Annotated in this window: 15 protein-coding genes; 9 read left to right on the top strand and 6 right to left on the bottom strand. The window is 64.2% G+C overall.

Annotated features, from left to right (window positions below; all coding sequences use genetic code 11):
• The first annotated feature begins 15 nt into the window (after window positions 1–15).
• On the top strand, window positions 16–642 hold the full coding sequence (locus IHE57_RS09235; protein ID WP_209324654.1) for an L-threonylcarbamoyladenylate synthase: 627 nt from the start codon (window positions 16–18) through the stop codon (window positions 640–642).
• Window positions 643–706: 64 nt separating this feature from the next.
• Here IHE57_RS09235 and IHE57_RS09230 read toward each other — a convergent pair whose 3' ends face one another.
• The 5 genes from IHE57_RS09230 to IHE57_RS09210 all read right to left on the bottom strand — a co-directional run bounded on the left by IHE57_RS09230 (window position 707) and on the right by IHE57_RS09210 (window position 5419).
• A complete protein-coding gene (locus tag IHE57_RS09230) occupies window positions 707–1411 on the bottom strand; it encodes an ABC transporter ATP-binding protein (protein WP_209324655.1) in 705 nt (234 codons plus the stop codon).
• Window positions 1411–2184, bottom strand: coding sequence for an ABC transporter ATP-binding protein (locus IHE57_RS09225; protein ID WP_209372619.1), 774 nt, complete (start codon window positions 2182–2184; stop codon window positions 1411–1413). Before IHE57_RS09225 ends, IHE57_RS09230 begins: the two co-directional genes overlap by 1 nt.
• Window positions 2181–3257, bottom strand: coding sequence for a branched-chain amino acid ABC transporter permease (locus tag IHE57_RS09220; protein ID WP_209372612.1), 1077 nt, complete (start codon window positions 3255–3257; stop codon window positions 2181–2183). The genes IHE57_RS09225 and IHE57_RS09220 overlap by 4 nt, the downstream gene beginning before the upstream one ends.
• The gene (locus IHE57_RS09215) at window positions 3254–4120 is read right to left on the bottom strand and encodes a branched-chain amino acid ABC transporter permease (protein ID WP_209324658.1); all 867 of its coding nucleotides are present in this window, start codon (window positions 4118–4120) and stop codon (window positions 3254–3256) included. Before IHE57_RS09215 ends, IHE57_RS09220 begins: the two co-directional genes overlap by 4 nt.
• Before the next feature lie 87 nt (window positions 4121–4207).
• Window positions 4208–5419 carry an ABC transporter substrate-binding protein gene (locus tag IHE57_RS09210; protein ID WP_209372610.1) on the bottom strand — a complete coding sequence of 404 codons (1212 nt, stop codon included), beginning with the start codon at window positions 5417–5419 and terminating at the stop codon, window positions 4208–4210.
• A gap of 446 nt (window positions 5420–5865) precedes the next feature.
• Between IHE57_RS09210 and IHE57_RS09205 the strand changes: the two genes are divergently transcribed.
• Both IHE57_RS09205 and IHE57_RS09200 read left to right on the top strand, forming a co-directional pair.
• Complete coding sequence (locus IHE57_RS09205) at window positions 5866–6609, top strand: SDR family oxidoreductase (RefSeq protein WP_209324660.1); 744 nt, start codon at window positions 5866–5868, stop codon at window positions 6607–6609.
• A 91-nt stretch (window positions 6610–6700) separates the two neighbouring features.
• Window positions 6701–7900, top strand: a complete 1200-nt coding sequence (locus IHE57_RS09200) for an acetyl-CoA C-acyltransferase (protein ID WP_209372608.1) — start codon at window positions 6701–6703, stop codon at window positions 7898–7900.
• Between the two features lie 190 nt (window positions 7901–8090).
• Here the strand turns inward: IHE57_RS09200 and IHE57_RS16360 are convergent, their stop codons facing one another.
• Window positions 8091–10784, bottom strand: a complete 2694-nt coding sequence (locus IHE57_RS16360; RefSeq protein ID WP_253720100.1) for an HNH endonuclease signature motif containing protein — start codon at window positions 10782–10784, stop codon at window positions 8091–8093.
• A 410-nt stretch (window positions 10785–11194) separates the two neighbouring features.
• On the opposite strand from IHE57_RS16360, the gene IHE57_RS09190 reads away from it, so the two are divergent.
• The 6 genes from IHE57_RS09190 (at window position 11195) to IHE57_RS09165 (ending at window position 18377) form a co-directional block, all read left to right on the top strand.
• Window positions 11195–12511: an MATE family efflux transporter gene (locus IHE57_RS09190; protein WP_209372606.1), complete on the top strand. Its 1317-nt coding sequence runs from the start codon at window positions 11195–11197 to the stop codon at window positions 12509–12511.
• Window positions 12508–13281 (top strand): GNAT family N-acetyltransferase, encoded by a 774-nt coding sequence (locus tag IHE57_RS09185; RefSeq protein WP_209372603.1) that lies wholly within the window; start codon window positions 12508–12510, stop codon window positions 13279–13281. The genes IHE57_RS09190 and IHE57_RS09185 overlap by 4 nt, the downstream gene beginning before the upstream one ends.
• A 217-nt stretch (window positions 13282–13498) precedes the next feature.
• Complete coding sequence (locus IHE57_RS09180; protein WP_209372601.1) at window positions 13499–14713, top strand: metal-dependent hydrolase family protein; 1215 nt, start codon at window positions 13499–13501, stop codon at window positions 14711–14713.
• Between the two features lie 208 nt (window positions 14714–14921).
• The gene (locus tag IHE57_RS09175) at window positions 14922–15455 is read left to right on the top strand and encodes a DedA family protein (protein ID WP_209324665.1); all 534 of its coding nucleotides are present in this window, start codon (window positions 14922–14924) and stop codon (window positions 15453–15455) included.
• 202 nt (window positions 15456–15657) lie between these two features.
• Window positions 15658–17049: a sodium:proton antiporter gene (locus tag IHE57_RS09170; RefSeq protein WP_209372600.1), complete on the top strand. Its 1392-nt coding sequence runs from the start codon at window positions 15658–15660 to the stop codon at window positions 17047–17049.
• Between the two features lie 50 nt (window positions 17050–17099).
• Window positions 17100–18377 (top strand): MFS transporter, encoded by a 1278-nt coding sequence (locus IHE57_RS09165; protein WP_209372696.1) that lies wholly within the window; start codon window positions 17100–17102, stop codon window positions 18375–18377.
• Window positions 18378–18441: the final 64 nt, after the last annotated feature.

Genomic DNA, 18441 nt, shown 5'->3' with positions numbered 1-18441 from the left:
TGGTTAGCATGAAGTATGGCGACACTACTGAATATCCATCCGGAGAACCCACAGAACCGACTGATCGAGAAGGCCGCTGAGTCCTTGAGAAGCGGAGGGCTGATCGCCTATCCCACGGACTCCTGCTACGCGCTCGGCTGCGCCTTGGACAACAAGGAGGGCATCGAGCGGATCACCCGCATCCGCCACCTCGGCTCGAAGCACCACTTCACACTGATGTGCCACGACTTCGCCCAGCTGGGACAGTTCGTCATCGTCGGCAATGCGGACTTCCGAGCCATCAAATCGATGACGCCCGGTCCGTACACGTTCATCATGAAGGCGACGAAGGAGGTCCCGCGCCGGATGATGCATCCGAAGAAGCATTCGGTCGGAGCTCGAATCCCGCAGAACGTCACCGCCCTGTCCCTCGTCGAGGCGATGGGCGAGCCGATCCTGTCATCGACCCTGCTGCTGCCCGGCGATGAGGACCCGCTCACCCACGCCGAGGATGTGATGGACCAGCTCGGCAACGATCTCGATGTCGTCATCGAATCCGGAGTTCCCGGTGTCGTGCCGACCTCGGTCATCGACTTCACCGGCAAATTCCCTGAAGTGGCCCGCGTCGGTGCTGGTGACGTCTCGCGTTTCCTCGACGAATGAGAGGTCTGCCGCAGAGCCCCAGATCGGGGAGTCGGGGGACCACCTCGGCGAGGCCGATCGGAATTCACAGCCCGAGGTAGGCGGCCTGGACGTCGGGATTGTCCAGCAGCCGAGAAGCGTCATCGGCGAGGACGACCCGTCCTTCAGCGAGGACATAGCCGCGGTGAGCGATCGCGAGCGATGCCTTCGCGTTCTGCTCACTGAGGAGGACTCCGATGCCTCGGTCGTTGATCTGCGCCACAGAGGCGAGCACTTGTTCGACGATGATCGGTGCCAGGCCCATCGAAGGCTCGTCGAGGATGAGCAGACTCGGATCCGACATCAGCGCTCTTCCGATGGCGACCATCTGCTGCTGACCGCCCGAGAGCGAACCGGCGGGCTGCTTCGCCTTCTCGCCCAGAATCGGGAACAGTTCGAGCACCTGAGCGTAGATCTCCTCTGTGCGGGAACTGTTCCGATGAGGGTAGGACCCCAAGCGCAGATTCTTCTCCACCGACATCTTCCCGAACAGGTGGCGTCCTTCGGGACAGTGAGCGATCCCCGCTTTGACGATCGCATTCGGTCGAGCACGGTGGAGCTTGCGCCCCTCGTAGTCGACAGAGCCGGATCGGACCGGCATGAGACCGCTGATCGTCTTGAACAGGGTCGTCTTCCCTGATCCGTTGGCACCGAGGATGACTGTGAGCTCGCCGGGGCGGGCAGTGATGCTCACGCCGTGAAGAACATCGGTGGCGTCGTATCCCGTGCTGACGTTGTCGAGGGTGAGCATCAGTTCTCCTCATCTGTCGAAGATCCGAGATAGGCGCGGATCACGTCCGGGTTCGACTGAATCTCCGCCGGCGTTCCGAGCGCGAGCTTCTGCCCGTGATCGAGAACGAGGATCGTGTCCGCGAGGCCCATGATCATGGTCATCTTGTGTTCGACGAGAAGGACGGAGACCCCTTGTCCCGGCAGAGAGCGGATGAGGTCGCCGAAGTCCGCTGTCTCCTCCTCGGGTATGCCTCCGGCCGGCTCATCGAGCAGGAGCAGCTCGGGCTCGGTGGCCAGAGCCATCGCGACTGCCGTCCGCTTCTGCACTTCCTGGGGAACATTGGAGGCCAGGTCGTGGCGATGTTCGGCGATCCCGCAGTATTCGAGGGCCTCCATCGCCTTGTCCTCGTTGACCCGCGACTCACGACGATGACGCGGCGTGTGAAAGACCGCATCGAAGATGGTGGATTTCGACCGTACGATCCGGCCGGCCAGGACGTTCTCCAATACGGTGCTGTCTTCGAACAGGTTCGTCGTCTGAAAGGTGCGAGCGATTCCTCCGGCCACCGTCCGGTGCGGGGAGGAATGCGTTATGTCATCGCCCCTGAACGTGACCGTTCCGGCCGTGGGGTGATAGAAGCCGTGGATGAGGTTGAACAGAGTCGATTTGCCCGCTCCGTTGGGGCCGATCACCGCAGTGATCCTGCCTTCATCCACATCGAGGTCGACGCTTTTGACCGCGTCGAGCCCGCCGAAGCGTTTGCCGAGTCCGCGTACTTCGAGCAGTGTCATTTCGTCTCCTCGGACGTCGTTCCGGCGCCGGACTCTGTCATGGTCTCCGCAGTCGGTGCAGCAGATCGTCCATCCGGCCCGGTTTCTTTCGGCGATCGCCGCATGCCTGCGAGCCGTCTGCGCCGATTGCGTCTGTCGATGAATTCGCCGAGGTAGCCGATGATCCCACGGGGCGCGAAGATGACGAGAGCTACGATGATCGGTCCCAGCACGATGAAGCGATAGGCCTGGAAATCCTGGAAGAGTTCGAACAGGAACGTCACGATCATGCTCCCCAAGAGGGGGCCCGCGACCGTTCCCATTCCGCCGACGAGGATGAACATGAGGAACTCGAAGGTCTTGTCGATCGAGGCGGCATCGGGACCGATGAAGCCGACGACCGTGGCGTAGAGCCCGCCGCCGATGCCTCCGAAGACCGCCGAGGCTGCGAACGCGAGCTGCTTGCTGAAGCCGACCCGCACGCCGATCGCATCGGCGAGATCCTCGCTGGTCCTGATCGTCAACAGGGTCCTGCCCACACTCGAGCGGCGGATCGCATGGGTGATGTAGATGCAGATGAGCAGGACGAGGAAGACGAGATAGAACATCGCGATCGGCGAGCTGAAATCGACGATCCCCGCACCCTCGGGGAATTTGACGTTGTTGACCCCCGAATGCGCATGAGTGACGGCTTCCCAACGGCTGATGACCAGGAAGATGATGAAGCCGATGGCCATCGTGAATATGGCGAAGTACTCGTCCTTCGTGCGCAGCGCGATGAGACCGCACAGGTAGCCGATGACGGCTGTGCCGATGACCGAAACGAAGAACGCTGACCAGAACGACCAGTCGTAGTCGGTGGTGAGCAGCCCGACCCCGTACGCGCCGATGCCGAAGAATCCGCCTTGCGCCAATGACAGCTGTCCGGTGAAGCCGAGGATGATGTTGAGACCGTAGACAGCGATCGCGGCGCACATTCCGACGGTGATGACTCGCATGGCGTAGTTCTCTCCGGCGAAGACCGCCGGCGCCGCGCCGATGAGGACGACGACGGCGAAAGTGCCGAGGAGACGAGGGTTCTTCAACGCGTTCATCGTTGCACCGCCTTCGTGAACAGGCCCGTGGGTTTGATGGCCAGGACTGCGACCAACACGATGAATGCGACTGCCTCTCCGACGGCCGAGGAAATATAGGTCGCTGTCATCGTCTCGGCGAGGGCAAGGGCGAAGCCTCCGACGATGGCGCCGGGCAGGGAGCCGAGCCCACCGAGGATGATGATCGCGAAGACCTTGAGGTTGAGGGCATCGCCCATGGTCGGCGAGAGCAGGTTGATCGGGGCGACCAGGCCGGCCGCGACGGTCGCCAGGAGGGCGGAGAGCCCCAAGGTCAGCATCGAGACCATCGAAGGGCTGATTCCGACGAGGGACGCGCCGATCCGGTCCTGTTCGATCGCCTCGATCGTCTGGCCGTGAATGGAACGCTTGATGAACCAGGCCAGAAGCGCCAGCACGATCACCGCGGTCACGATGATCACGATCCGCTGAGCGGAGATCTCCGCGCCGAGGATGTCCAATCCACCTGTGATCGGTGTCTTCATCCGACGGAAATCAGCTCCCCAGATCGCTTGGGCCAGAGCTTGGAAGAAGAACATCGCGCCGACCGCGGCGATCATGTGGTGAGTGTGCGGAGAGTTGCGCAGTGGATGGAAGACGAGACGCTCGAGCCCGACGCCGACGACGAAGAGCAGCAGCGCCGCGATGCCGATGGCGGCGATGTAGGGAACACCGAGCGTCGTCAGGAAGAAGTAAGTGATGTAGGCACCGAGCATATACAGTGCTCCGTGAGCCAGGTTGGGAATGCGCAGCACTCCGAATACCAGTGTCAGGCCGATCGCGGCGAGACAGTAGACGCCGCCCAGCGCGAGGCCGTTGAAGAGCTGTTGGATGAAGAGAGTCATGAAGATCTGGGTCCTCTGCAAGCATGAGGGCAGCGAAGGCGGGGCACAGCCGGTATGCCCCGCCCTCAGGCGTGCCGCAGGTGAAGGTCACTTATTGTCGGAGACCTGTTCGATGGGCACCTTCGTGTACTTGCCCTCATCATCGAGGTAGGTGGCTTCCAGGTTGGGGTTGAGCAGATGTCCCTGTTCGGTGATCTCCTCCGGGAAGCCGTTGACCTTGTACTTGTCGTCGACCTCGGGCAGCGCATCGGAGATGGCTGCGCGGATCTTCTCCGGATCGTCGACCGAGCCTGAGACCTCCATGGCTTTGGCGATGATCGCGATGCCTTGGTAGTTCAGAGCGGTTTCGCTGGTCGGGACCTTCTTGTCTCCGGCCTTATCGGCGTACTTCTTGAGGAAGTCCGCGGTACCTGGGTCCTCGTACTCCGAGACCGGCAGCACCCCGACCGAGTTCTTGAGGTTGTCGAGCTTCGTCACAGTTGCCATCTCATCGAGTTTGGCCTGATCCATGACGAGGAAACTGCCCTCGAAACCCTGCTTGCGAGCTTCTTCCATGATCAGCGCGGTCGGCTGCGAAGGCCCTCCGACGAAGATCGCATCTGGCTTCTCGGCCAGGGCCTTGGACACCGGACCGGCGAAGTCGGACACGGTGGCGTAGTCGACGCTGTTGTCCCCACCGATCTTCCCTCCCGCGTCCTTCCACGCATCAGTGATCGACTCGGTCCACTGCTGGCCGTACTCGCTTTGGGTCCCGAGCAGAGCGAGCTTCTTCCCTCCGTGCTTCATCGCTGTCTCGGTGAACTCGGCTGCGTAGGATTCGAAGTTCGGAGGAATCATCATCGTCAGGGGGTTGTCCGACTGCACGATGGCCGGATCGGATGTGTAGGCAGAGATCAGGAAGTTCGACCGTCCGCTGTTGATCTGCTGGATCGCTTTGATCGCTCCGGCATTGGGAGAGACGACGACAGGAGCTTTGTCCTGATCGGCCAGGCGCTGGGCATTGCTTGCAGCTGTCGACGGAGCGTACTTGTCGTCAAGGGACTTCAGTTCGAGAGTGACGGGTTCGCCATCGACTTCGACTCCGTCCGCGTTGAGATCGTCGATGGCCATCTCGAGGCCGATCTGCACGTTCTCGCCATAGGCGGCGCCGCCGCCGCTGAGTGGGCCGGTATAGCCGATGACAACGGTGTCTCCATCGCCACTTCCTCCACCACCGCAGGCGGCCATCGACAATGCGAGTGTGCCTATTGCTGCGGATGCCAGAAGCCTATGACGGCGGCTTCGCGGGACAGAGTTCATCTTTTCTCCTTTGAAAAGCTCCTGGAGCGAGACCGCTCCGCACAGTGCCCGAGACGTCATCGGTGACGGTTCCCGGAGTCGTGGTCGACACGAAATTGACTGCGACTGATTTGAACCATCCCAAATCCATTTTGCTAAGTCAATGGTTTTGCACGAGATTTCTGAACGTTCGATAATCTGCGCGATTGAGCTGGCCGGGCGGACAAAAGCCGAGGTCTGGCGCTTGGAGAACCTCTGCGTGGTGAGGCGCGATGGATCTTCGACGCTGGGGGCGAACCGAACTGCCCATACTCTGAGCAATCAATCGTTCAGCGCGTTCTGTGGTCTAGAGTGGGAGCAGTTGCGCAAGAGATCTCGGTCACACCTGCAGCGGAGCAATCGTGGACAGCGGCCGATGGCGCGATGTGAAACGGACACTTGAGACCACCCTCGTGAGGAGCACGAATATGACTCGGACAGCAATCGTCACCGGCGGCGGACGCGGCATCGGCGCCGCAATCGCCAAGCGCCTCGGCGCTGACGGACTCAAGGTCGCCGTTCTCGACATGGGGCCGACCGACGACACCGTCGCGGCGATCAAGGCCGACGGGGGAGAGGCGCTCGGTCTCGAGGCCGACGTCTCCGACGAGGAATCGGTCAATGCTGCGGTCAAGCAGGTCGCAGACACCCTGGGCGCTCCGACGGTGCTGGTCAACAACGCCGGCGTCCTGCGCGACAATCTCCTCTTCAAGATGACGCACGAGGAGTTCAACAAGGTCCTCTCCGTCCACCTCGGCGGGGCTTTCCTCATGGCCAAGGCGGTGCAGTCGTACATGGTCGAGGAGAAGTTCGGGCGCATCATCTCGATGTCCTCGACGTCGGCGCTCGGCAATCGGGGGCAGACGAACTATTCCGCTGCCAAGGCCGGCATTCAGGGAATCACGAAGACCTGGGCGATCGAGCTCGGCAAGTTCGGCGTCACAGCGAACGCCATCGCTCCAGGCTTCATCGAGACCGATATGACCAAGGCGACCGCTGAGCGCGTGGGGATGAGCTTCGACGATTTCGTCGCCGCCGCTGCCAAGGAGATTCCCGTTGCACGGTCGGGCAAGCCCGAGGACATCGCCCATACGGCCTCTTTCCTCGCATCCGAGGGTGCCGGTTTCGTCTCCGGCCAGGTCATCTACGTCGCCGGCGGCCCGAAGGACTGACTCGGGCGAATGAGCCGTTTCCTCCTGCATGGAGGACGCACCACCCACGAACTTCGGACACGGAGTCCGAGAACATTGAAAGGTTTGACCCATGAGAGAAGCAGTCATCGTCTCGACGGCCCGCACGCCGATCGGCAAGGCCTACCGCGGTGCGTTCAACGACACTCAGGCGCAGGAGTTGGCAGGGCACGCAGTCAAGCATGCCGTCGAACGTGCCGGTTTGGAGGGCGGGGAGGTCGAGGATGTCATCCTCGGTGCCGCCCTTCAGCAGGGCAGCCAGGGCACGAATGTCGCCAGGCAGGCCGTACTGCGCGCCGGACTGCCGGTCACTGTACCCGGCATGTCGATCGATCGACAGTGCTCCTCGGGGCTGATGGCGATCGCCACCGCCGCGAAGCAGATCCTCTTCGACGGGCAGGAGATCGCCGTCGGCGGAGGCGTCGAGTCGGTATCGCTGGTGCAGAACGACAAGATGAACACGTTCAGGGCGAAGGATCCCTGGCTCGAGGAGCACGTTCCAGGCATCTACTATCCGATGCTGGCCACCGCCGAGGTGGTCGCTGAACGCTATGGCGTCAGTCGTGAGGCGCAGGACGAGTATTCGCTGACCTCCCAGCGGCGCACCGCGGCCGCGCAGGAGGCCGGTCGCTTCGATGAGGAGATCGTGCCGCTGCCGACCACGAAGGTCGCGGTCGACAAGGAGACGAAGGAGACCTCGCGACAGGACGTCACGCTCGAGGCCGATGAGGGCAATCGCCCGACCACGACGCTGGAGAGCCTGGCCGGCCTCAATCCGGTGCTCGAGCCCGGTGTGGCGTCGAAGGTTCCGAGCATCACCGCCGGCAACGCTTCGCAGCTCTCCGACGGTGCTTCGGCCTCGGTGCTCATGTCGAGCGAGGAAGCCAGCAGGCGTGGTCTCGAGCCGATGGGCATCTACCGCGGGATGGCAGTGGCCGGATGCGAACCGGATGAGATGGGCATCGGCCCTGTCTTCGCCATCCCGAAGCTGCTGAAGACACATGGGCTGTCCATCGATGACATCGATCTGTGGGAGCTCAACGAGGCATTCGCGGTGCAGACCCTGTACTGCCGTGACCGACTCGGAATCGATCCGGAGAAGTACAACGTCGACGGCGGGGGCATCTCGGTCGGGCACCCCTACGGGATGACCGGAGCTCGTCTCGTCGGGCACGCTCTCATCGAGGGCCGTCGCCGTGGCGCGAAATACGTCGTGGTCACGATGTGCATCGGCGGCGGGCAGGGCGCGGCAGGACTGTTCGAAGTCTGCTGACCTCAGGATGATGTCGGCGAGGCGGTTCACGCCGACTGCCGGTGCCTGTGTTCCTGCCGGGGAGATGCAGGTCAAAGCCGGTGGCATTCGGCTCTGTTCAGAGTCGAATGCCACCGGCTTGTGTCGTATGTGTGGCCATATGCCACCGGCTTGTGTCGTACCGTCTGGCCATTGCCGCATGGTCATTGCCTCAGAACGGTGGGGGCTCGCCGGAGTCCCAGAACCAGTCACGGAGTTCGGCTGAGTCATCGCAGGCCGGGGCAGTGTCGCCGAATCCGTTGGCGAAGCCGGGCACGGCCTCCTTCCATCCCGGCTGCCCGTGCGCGGCGGCCGGTTCGGGGCATTCACGGGCTTTCCTTCGCGCTCCTGGCGAAGGCGGTTCCGCTTTCGCAGCGGGGTCAGGAGAAGGCGCGGGTGCACGATTCGGCCGAGGCAGCGCACTGCCGAAGCGTTCGAGGAACAGCCGGGCGTGTTCGACGTTGAGAGGATTGTCAGGTGCTTCCACTTCGACGGCGACACCGCGGCGGAACACATATTCCAGGTGGCCGGGCGCGGTCATCCTGACGTCGAACTTCCCGTCGGTCTTCGCCTGGTGGTGCTGCTTGCAGAGACAGTGCAGGTTACCGAAGCGTGTGAGGCCTCCCCGGCTGGGTTCGTCGTGGTCGAAGGGGTCTATATGGTCGACCTCGGCGGTCTCGGCGGGCAGAGTGCACCCTGGGAACGTGCAGGACACATACTGCGCGATGAGGGTCTTTCGAATGCTTTCGGGGATCGTGTAGCTCAATGCCTTCGCATCGACTGGAGTGCCGGTTGCCGGGTCGGTGAGCAAGCGAGTCCAGGTGCTGGCGTAGCCCGCGACCCTGCGCGCCATGTCGGCAGGGATCGGTGAACCGTCCGGCAGCGTGCCGGCAAGATCGCACACTTCCTGAGAGGTCAGATTCTTCGTGGTCGGTGGCGGGGGCACGGTGCGTCCGCGTGGTGGGCCATCGCTCTCACAGGCTGGAGGATCAGGTTCGTATGGAGGATCGGATCCGTGTGGAGGATCGCCTGCCCTCCCGCAGATGCACCTGCCGCAATGGCAAGCTGTGCGGCGGCCGTCGGTGCCGGGTGGTCCGGCTGACAACTGGGCTTCCTCGCCATCGGCTTCCGAAAGGTACTGGCTCAGCAGTGTGAGCATCGGGACGGTGATGAACGTACGTGCTTGATTCGACAGCCAGTACTCATTCGTCGGCATGTCGAGGAGGAGCTCGTAGCTGATTCTTCCTCCGCCTTCGCTGCGGATGGGGGTTCCGAAGGCGTCCGTGGCTCCGACCACCGTTTCGTCGGCTCCTGCCGTGCGGGGCCGTGCTCCCGCAGCGCGAGTTCCGACCAGCGAAGAGAATGCGTTATGCATATCGCTGCCTGCCACGCGGCCCGTCGAGGTGCGGCTGCTGAGAAGGGCCTCGAGGATCTGTGACTCGAAGGTGCGGTCCCCTGCGGTTCCTGACATCGATTCCGCGGTTTCCGGTTCGGCCTGCGTGGGGTCCATCTCCGGCCCTGGGGACTCGAGCGTCGAGTCTGGGGCGTATCGGCTCCTGTCCATCTCGTCGAAGACGCGTTCGATGTAGTCGAGCAGTGACTCCCCGTGGTGCATCGGAACGCCGTCCGGACCTGCGAAGAGTCCATCGAGCGGGAATTCGGTGCTCGTCGGTTCGCTGTCGGTGTCGCCGGTGCTGATGATACGCAGCTTCAGCTGCGGCCTCGTGCGGGTGAGGATGTCGAACATCAGTGCCGAGATCGTGCGATCGTCGTCGAAGCAGTCTCCCGCTTTCAACTGATCGGAGAATGCGCCGGTATTGCTCTTGCAGACGGAGCGTGCGAACGCCTCGATCCGTTTGTAGCACGCCTGGAGCTCGGGCGCGGGGCCGGTCAGGGTGAGGTAGGCAGTTCCGTCATCACCGGTGCTGATGTCGACTCGGCGGCGAAAGGCGACGTTCTCCAGACTGCCCTCGGGCGGCTGCGTCGCGGCGAGCTTGAGTGCGACCGAACGTTTGAACGTCTCGATCGTGATATCGGCACGTCTGTTGTCCAAGAAGTCGTCGATGACGGGAAGGTGCTCGAAGCGGAGGTCACGACAACGGCGGGTCACATAGTCGACGTGTTCGATGGTGAAGTCCCCGTCGAGGCAACGACGCAGAAATTTCGGAAGACCGTGAGCGAGCGTGACCGAGGCGGTCAGATGTTTGAGCGAATTGCTCGTCGTGGCCCCGAGCAGACTCGAGTACACCCCGACCTCGGTCGTTTCGATATTGCCGCGGAGCCACGTGAAGAAGGTCAGCTTCGGGTCGTAACCGGGGAAGTCGGGCAGGGGAGGCGGGTTGTCGAGAAGCTCCTGGACCTGCTTCCGCGCGCGGCGAACGCGTCGGCCTGCTGCCCGGTCCTTCTTCCGTCCTCTGCCGCGGCGCCGGGATGTGGTTCGGGATTCGGCCTCTGTCTGAGCCAGAGCGTCCTCCCAGGCGCGAGCCTCCGCATCGGGGCGGAGTACAGGTGAATCGGGGGAGCCAGCACTGGCGCCGGATGTGACAGGCTCGGGATTTCGATATCGAGCGACAGTCTCTGTGAAAGAGGCGAACGCATAGTTGCGGTCTGGGGCGCCCTTCTTGAGACCACGGACATAGGCGACGTCTTGAACGACGATCTCGCTGGACGCGATGAGGGACTTGATCTGAGCGAGGCTGCTGTCCGCATACACGCGGAGCAGGTCGACGAGGTCGTTCTCTTCCGCGATCTCCAGCCGCCGGCCGTGCGCTCTGCGGTACTGGGACGGAGAAGAAGCACTCGCGGCATCCCGCGAAGCACTGTGCAGGTTCGATGTCGCATCGTCCGCATTGCCGATGTTCTTCATCGGTGCTTCTCCTCTCCACGTCTCTGTGGAAGCTGGCCCTCGAGAAAAATCCTTGACTCAATTATACAATCAAACGCCTGATATGAATGTCACAATACGATTACAAATAGAACGAAACACTCTAACGAACATGATTAGTATGTTCCATGACCGTCTCCAAGCCCTCGGTGCGTTTGATCATCAACGGTACTCTGCGCCACTGACACGAGACCGCTCCTGCCACTGACACGAGACCGCTCCTGCCACTGACACGAGACCGCTCCTGCCACTGACACGAGACCGCCTCGGCCACTCACCAAAGAAAGGGATTCGCACCGGGACCGGGGGATCTCGCGCTCCACAGTCTCGCGACCGCCGGGCGCCGGTCTCGGGTTTGTCGAGGTCCTCGCCGGTTTCGTTAGACTCGACCTGTGGCTGCGATCGACAAGGACATTCTCCGTTTGGCCCTTCCCGCACTCGGAGCACTGATCGCCGAACCCATTTTCCTGCTCTCGGACACGGCCATGGTCGGCCACGTCGGCGCGGGTGCGCTGGGATCGCTGGCGATCGCATCGACGATCCTGCAGACGGTCCTCGGCCTGATGATCTTCCTCGCCTATGCCACGACTCCTCGGGTCGCGAAGCGGATGGGATCCGGTGACCGAGCAGGAGCGATCACGGCGGGCTTCGATGGGATCTGGCTGGCGCTGTGCACCTCGGTGCTGCTCATCATCATCGGCCTCCCACTGCTGGACACGGCGATCGCGGCCTTCGACCCAGGACCGGGAATCACCGACGGCGCCCACTCCTATCTGGCGATCTCGTGGTGGGGTCTGCCTTTCATGCTCATAGTCATCGCGGCCACCGGACTCCTGCGCGGACTGCAGGACACGAAGACTCCGCTGATCGTCGCTGCGGCGGGATGTGTGGCGAACATCGGCCTCAACGCCCTCTTCATCTACGGGCTCGATATGGGTGTGGCGGGCTCGGCGATGGGCACGGTCATCGCGCAGGCCGGTATGTGCACGGTCTATCTCGTGATCTCCGTCCGCGCGGCCAGGAGTCTGCATGCCACTGTGCGACCGGACTGGTCCGGAGTGTTCACCTCGGCGAAGACCTCCGGTTGGCTGCTCGTGCGCAATGCCTCTCTGCGCGCGGCACTGATCATCCTCGTGTTCATCGCGACCTCCTTAGGCACCACCGACCTCGCCGCGATCCAGGTCGCACAGAGCCTGTTCTTCGCCCTTGCGCTCGCCCTGGATTCGCTGGCGATCGCGGGACAGGCGATGATCGGCCTCGAACTGGGGGCAAAGAACATCGACGCGGTGGCAGCGATCAACCGTCGCCTGTGCCTATGGGGGATCGTCTTCGGAATCGTCGTCGGCATCGTCCTCTTCGCCGGATCGGGCATCATCCCGCGCGCCTTCGCCTCCGACCCCCAGGTCGTGGATGCACTCGGCGCGCTCCTGCCGGTCCTCGCGCTGAGCATGCCGATCGCCGGATACGTCTTCGTCCTCGACGGTGTCCTCATGGGAGCCGAGGACGCGCGGTACCTCGCTCTGGCACAATTGGTCGCTGTGGTCGGATACGCCGTCCTGCTCGTTCCGGTCGTTGCCATCTGGCCTGGGGCACCGGGGCTCTGGGCCGCATTCTGCATCGGATTCGTCGGTTTCCGGGCTCTGACCCTGGGGTGGCGCGTCCGCAATCGGGCGTGGATCGATCGCGCCGTAGAGAAAGGAATCTCATGAACGCTGGGCCGAACGACGCTCATGGATCGGAGCCCAAACCCGCCGAGACGGGTGCCGCCACGCTGCGCGGACGGATCCGTCCTCTGCCTGCCGAGACCGACGAAGAGACCTTCCTGCCGTTCCTCGACCTGTGCTTCAACTGGTCCATGGACAGGCCCCGCATCGAAATCGCGGAGATCCGTCAGCGCACCGATGCGGCCTTCTACTATCGCGGGTGGGGCAGGCACGGGGACATCGCCGTGGCAGCCCACGCCGAAGCCGATCCCGGATCGCCGATCATCGGATTGGCCTGGGTGCGTCTGGCCGATATCACCGACGTCGTCGGAAAGGCCGATGACGGTGTAGGCGGTGACTTCGCCGCAGCGCTGGGCAAGACCGGCGCCGAGGTGGTCCGCAGCGAGACCGTGCCCGCCGATGCATCCGGTGACGTTGCCGCTGATTCCGCCGCGAACTCGGATGACGCCGCTGCTGCCGACAGTGCTCCCGACCTCAGCGATGCCGACGAGACCCCGTTCACCGGCTACGGCTGGGTCGCCGCCGACATTCCCGAACTGTCCGTCGCGGTGCTGCCCGAGCATCAGGGGCAGGGGATCGGCGGTGTGCTCGTCGACACCGTCTGCACACTCGCACGGATGAGCGGATTCCCCGCCGTGAGCCTCTCCGTCGAAGACGGGAACGGAGCGGCGAAGCTCTACGCCGATCACGGGTTCGTCTCCGTCGGCCGCAGCGGAGACTCCGACGTTCTGGTGCGCAGCCTCGCCCGGGACTGACACACGAGCAGTCGGCCGGTCGGGTCGAGCACGGCATCTGCTCGCTCGTTCTCCGCTGGCCGCTTCAGGTGCGCAGCCGTGAGCGTCCGTGATAGATGTGGAAGACCGAATGCATCACCTCGGTCTGCGGGCCGTCGATGACGGACAGCCGCGAGGCGTCCGGGACCCGAGGCACGCGCGGTCACCCCTTTGGCTTTCAACGATGAGGAGCACGCCCATGGTCACAGTCCTTTCCCACGCCACGGTCTTCGACGGCACCCGTTTCCTGCCCGGCACTCGCGACGTCGTCATCGACGGCGGGCAGGTCGCCGCAGTGAAGGAAGGCGGTCAGGGTTCGCACCATGCCGAAGACGAGTTCATCGACTGCGCGGGGAAGACGATCATTCCGGGGGCCATCGACTGCCACGTCCATCTGACGAGTTCCGGAGCGGCGGCCACCTCGAACTTCCATGACCCCTTCTCCCTCCAGTTCTACAATTCCGTGGCCCACATGGAGGCCACCCTCAAAGGCGGAGTGACCACCGTGCGGGATGCCGGCGGCACCGACCTCGGCGCGAAGGTCGCCGTGGAGACCGGGATCGTACGCGGACCGCGTCTGTCCATCGCGGTGAACATCATGTCCCAGACCGGCGGGCACGGAGACTTCCGCCTCGTCTCCGGTGCCGAATCGCCGTTTCTGTCTCCGCACCCGGGCCGGCCCTCCGGTGTGGCCGACGGCCTCGAAGGCGTCCAGCGCAAGGTCCGCGAACTGCTGCGCGCCGGCGCCGACCACATCAAGATCTGCTCCACCGGCGGAGTGCTCTCACCGCGGGACGATCCGCGGCATTCCCAGTTCACGGAGGCAGAGATCGCCGTCATCGTCGCCGAGGCGGCCTCCCAGGGAGCACATGTGATGTCCCACGCGCAGGGAGCGCCGGGAATCAAGAACGCCGTCCGCGCCGGTGTCCGCTCGATCGAACACGGGATCTATCTCGATGACGAGGCCATCGACCTCATGCTCAAGCACGGCACGTTCCTCGTCCCGACCCTGCAGGCCCCACAAGCCGTGATCAAGGCCGCTGAGGCGGGGGCGAGCCTGCCGGTCTCGGTCGTGGACAAAGCCCACAGCGTGGTCGAGGCGCACCGGAACTCGATCGTGCGTGCGCATGAGGCAGGAGTGCCGATCGCCATGGGCACCGATGCCGGCGTCGGCCCGCATGGTGAGAACCTCGAAGAGATCAGCCTGCTCGCCGAGGTGGGGCTCTCGACCGAGGAGGCGCTCGCCGCAGGAACCTCGGTGGCCGCACGCGTGCTCGACGATGACCGCATCGGTCACCTCGGTGCAGGCGGGGTGGCCGATCTGGTCGTCGTCGACGCCGATCTGCGGACGGCCGGCGTGCGGGGGATCGAAGACCGAGTGGACGCGGTCTACCTCGCCGGCGAACTCGTCTGACCCGGCGGGGCCCGCTCAGGCGGCCGCCGGGTGGCTGGGCGGGACTCGCTCAGCCAGCTGAACGGGTGGCGCGGATCATGCGCGTGCGAGCCATGGAGTGAGGCAAGACTAACCTCATATGGCGTAGGATTGGCAGAGGAGGACGACTCCGCGCGACTCCACTCCCGAGTTCTCCGAGACGGTTCGAATCAGACGAAAGGCGGCCGCGATGAATCCACTGAATTGGTCATTCCCGGTCGCCGTCACGTGGCTCATCCTCTTCGGAATAATCCTCGCCCGTGCCGGCGGAACGTTCCTTTTGGGGCGGCTGGCGCGGTCCGGGATGCGGAAGATCGAACGAGTCGATCGGATCATGTCGGGGCCGAAGTACCGGAGGGCCGAAGCGATGATCGAACGCTACGGTGCGCCGGTGATTGCGGTGAGCTTCCTCATGATCGGAGTCCAGACGGTGCTCAACCTCGCCGCCGGGACGACCGGAATGAGCTATCGCCGGTATCTGCCTGCGCTCGCCGTCGGCGGCGCGATGTGGGCGACGATCTACTCGACGGTCGGCCTCATCGGCTTCAAGGCTCTCGCAGCCGGCTACCAGGCGGCACCGGGACTGACCGTGGGGCTGGCGGTGTGCTTCGCGCTGGCCGTCGCGGGACTGGTGATCGGCCTGAAGAAGCCGCACGATTCCTCCGAGGTGGACGTCGGAGCCGAGGCGGCGACCGATTCGAACGCGAAGTCCACTCGGTTCTGAGCCGTTCGGAACCCATAGGCCCTCATATCTGTCCGAAGTGTCCGACTCGAGTCGTGCCGACAGCCGACCCGGGTGATTCCGCGGCTGCTTCATTTCCCGCATCTCCGGTGATCAGAATCGGTGCCGGAATTCAGTAGAGTGGGAAGCTGTCAGCGTCGACATGGCGAGGGCACTCGTCGACAGCGTGAGAAGGAGAGTTCGGATGGTCGTGGCCTGGTGGAGCATCATCCCGTTCGTGCTGCTGCTCGGGTGCATCGCGGTGCTCCCGCTGATCCCGGCCACAGAGAAGATCTGGGACCGCAACCTCGTCAAACTCATCGTCGCCCTCGTCCTCGGCGTGCCGATTGCGGTGTGGTTCCTCCTCGGGGGTGAGAGCGGCACCGTCGTCCACGCGCTGCTCGAGTACTTCCAATTCATCGTCCTCATCGGCAGCCTGTTCGTGGCTTCGGGCGGCATCTTCCTCGTCGGCGACATCAAAGCGACACCGAAGAACAACACGATCTTCCTCGCCGTCGGCGGCGTCCTGGCCTCCTTCATCGGCACCACGGGCGCGGCAATGCTGCTCATCCGGCCGATCCTCAATACGAACCAGGATCGCAGGCACCGAACCCACACGGTCATCTACACGATCTTCATCGTCGCGAACTGCGGCGGGCTGCTCACGCCTCTGGGCGATCCGCCGCTGTTCCTGGGAATGCTGCGCGGTGTGCCCTTCGAATGGACCTTCGGGCTGTGGCCGTACTGGCTGTTCGTCAATGTGCTGCTGCTCATCAGCTACTTCGCCCTGGACACGAAGATGTACGCCCGAGAGCCGGAGGAGGCGCTGGCCAAGGACGCCGAGTATGTGACCAAGCTCGGTCTGCGCGGGGCCAGCGGCCTGGTCTTCCTGGCGATCATCATCCTCGCCGTCGCCTTCATCCCCTCGGTCGACACGCATGCGGTCGAAGCCGGGCACGCGACATTCGCCGACTATGTGCCCTGGCGCGAGCTCGTCATGCTCGGCTCGGCACTCACATCGTTCCTCATCGGCGACCGGGGCGCGAGATTCAACCTCAACAAGTTCACCTGGACGCCGATCCTCGAGGTCGGCGCACTCTTCATCGGCATCTTCCTGGCGATGATGCCGGCGCTGCAGTACCTCAGCCAGGTCGCGCACAAGATCCCGTTGGACGAGATCTCGCTGTTCGTCTTCACCGGCGGGCTGTCCTCGGTGCTCGACAATGCGCCGACCTATGTCACCTTCTTCGAGATGGCCGCTCAGATCCCCGGCGAACCGCGGGTAGCCGGCGTCGCCGAGCCGCTGCTCATCGCGGTGTCCCTCGGCGCCGTCATGGGCGGGGCGATCACCTACATAGGCAACGGACCGAACTTCATGGTCAAGTCCGTCGCGGACTCCGCAGACGTGGCCATGCCGAGCTTCGGCGGCTATGTGTGGTGGGCCCTCCGTCGTCTCGCGCCCATCCTCGCCTCGATGGTGCTCATCTTCATGACAGAGAGCCTGTGGCTGAGCCTGTTGGGCGTGCTCGTCGGGCTGCTCATCCTCGGCCAGGCCGGCCGCGACCTGCGCGCCGCCGCAGTTTCGAAGGCCGCCTGAATGCCGACGCACATCCAAGATCGCATCACTGATCAGCTGCCGAGGCGGCGCTGATCGGCGCACGCGGCTCCGGTCCCCGATCCGTCGCCGGAGTCGGCCTGTGGTTTGCCGGGAACGGCTCGGTCCTCGCGGGCATTCTGCCGTGGTACCCGCTGCTCGTGGACCGGCTCGACCTCAGCTCCTGGCACTTCGGACTCGTCGTCGCCTGCTTCGCGGCAGGTTCGCTGCTGTCCTCTGCGCTTCCGGCCGCGCTCATCGCCCGCTTCGGAGCGCATCGCGTCGTCATCGGCGGGACGGCGCTGCTCGGCTTGGCCGCAGCCGCGACCGCCTGGTCAGTCAACGGACTCATGATGGCGGTCTGCCTGCTCCTGCTGGGCTGCTGTGATGCGATCGTCGACGTCGCCCAGAACGTCGTCGGAATCGCCGTCCAGGAGCGTCTGAAGCGCACGATCCTCTCCTCGATGCACGCGCTGTGGAGCCTGGGCGGTCTGCTGAGTGGAGCGGCCGCCACACTGGCCGCGACCTCCGGCGTGGATATGCGCCTGTGGCTCGCAGTGGTCGCGGTGATCGCCGTGCTCGTGACGGTGCTCGGTCGGCGGCTCATCGGCGATGCCGCCTCGGCGAGGCGAGTGGCCGATTCGGATCCGGACGATTCGGGCTCGGCGGCGTCGGGCGCAGCGGTGTCGGACGAGGCAGATGATTCCCGGGAGGCCTCTGCGGTCGTTCCCGATCGCAATGGAGCATCGGCCACGGGTCGCTCGAAGCGAGCGGTTCTGGCAGCGGCCCTGCCACTGGCAATCGTCGCGATCTGCGGTGCAGCTGTCGAGGACATCGCGAACAACTGGGCGGGCCTGGCGGCCGCGCAGCTCGCCGACGTTCCGGCCGCCTCGGCGGGGATCGCCTTCAGCATCGTCATCGGCAGCCAGTGTCTGGGCCGATTCAGCGGGGACCTGTTGGTGACGCGATTCGGGGCCGACCGCATCGGACGCATCGGCGGCGGACTCATCGCCCTCGGCGGCATCGGAGCGGCCCTCGCTCAGGAGCCGGTGGTGCTGCTCCTCGGCATGGGCGCTCTCGGATTCGGTTCGGCGACTCTGGTGCCCGGCGCCCTGGGGGCGGCCGCGCAGCTGCCCGGGATCGGGCGAGCCGGGGGAGTGACGCTCGTGAATTGGCTGATGCGGGTGGGCTACCTCGGCACCAGTCCGTTGGTCGGGATCATCGCCGCCGAGGCGGGCCTGCGCTGGGGCATCGGCCTCCTCGTGCTCGTCGGCGTGCTGACGACGGTGTTCGCCCATCGACTCGACCCGGCTCGCGCCGCCGAGAGCTGAAGTCGGCGCTCCAGAGGCACTGTCCGAAGGCTGGTGAGAGACAAATAGACCCGATGTCGCGGCA

It is taken from the genome of Brevibacterium renqingii (assembly GCF_017808105.1).
Taxonomy (GTDB): Bacteria; Actinomycetota; Actinomycetes; order Actinomycetales; family Brevibacteriaceae; genus Brevibacterium; species Brevibacterium renqingii.
The sequence above is the reverse complement of the archived record's forward strand: the minus strand, read 5'-3'. Positions and strand labels throughout refer to the sequence as shown.

What these genes read in the sequence shown, in the direction of transcription:
- IHE57_RS09215 (WP_209324658.1), bottom strand. Translation starts at nt 4,120, where the DNA reads ATGACTCTCTTCATCCAACAGCTCTTCAACGGCCTCGCGCTGGGCGGC.
- IHE57_RS09200 (WP_209372608.1), top strand. Translation starts at nt 6,701, where the DNA reads ATGAGAGAAGCAGTCATCGTCTCGACGGCCCGCACGCCGATCGGCAAG.
- IHE57_RS09210 (WP_209372610.1), bottom strand. Translation starts at nt 5,419, where the DNA reads ATGAACTCTGTCCCGCGAAGCCGCCGTCATAGGCTTCTGGCATCCGCA.
- IHE57_RS16360 (WP_253720100.1), bottom strand. Translation starts at nt 10,784, where the DNA reads ATGAAGAACATCGGCAATGCGGACGATGCGACATCGAACCTGCACAGT.
- IHE57_RS09170 (WP_209372600.1), top strand. Translation starts at nt 15,658, where the DNA reads ATGGTCGTGGCCTGGTGGAGCATCATCCCGTTCGTGCTGCTGCTCGGG.
- IHE57_RS09235 (WP_209324654.1), top strand. Translation starts at nt 16, where the DNA reads ATGGCGACACTACTGAATATCCATCCGGAGAACCCACAGAACCGACTG.
- IHE57_RS09175 (WP_209324665.1), top strand. Translation starts at nt 14,922, where the DNA reads ATGAATCCACTGAATTGGTCATTCCCGGTCGCCGTCACGTGGCTCATC.
- IHE57_RS09205 (WP_209324660.1), top strand. Translation starts at nt 5,866, where the DNA reads ATGACTCGGACAGCAATCGTCACCGGCGGCGGACGCGGCATCGGCGCC.
- IHE57_RS09180 (WP_209372601.1), top strand. Translation starts at nt 13,499, where the DNA reads ATGGTCACAGTCCTTTCCCACGCCACGGTCTTCGACGGCACCCGTTTC.
- IHE57_RS09230 (WP_209324655.1), bottom strand. Translation starts at nt 1,411, where the DNA reads ATGCTCACCCTCGACAACGTCAGCACGGGATACGACGCCACCGATGTT.
- IHE57_RS09220 (WP_209372612.1), bottom strand. Translation starts at nt 3,257, where the DNA reads ATGAACGCGTTGAAGAACCCTCGTCTCCTCGGCACTTTCGCCGTCGTC.
- IHE57_RS09225 (WP_209372619.1), bottom strand. Translation starts at nt 2,184, where the DNA reads ATGACACTGCTCGAAGTACGCGGACTCGGCAAACGCTTCGGCGGGCTC.
- IHE57_RS09185 (WP_209372603.1), top strand. Translation starts at nt 12,508, where the DNA reads ATGAACGCTGGGCCGAACGACGCTCATGGATCGGAGCCCAAACCCGCC.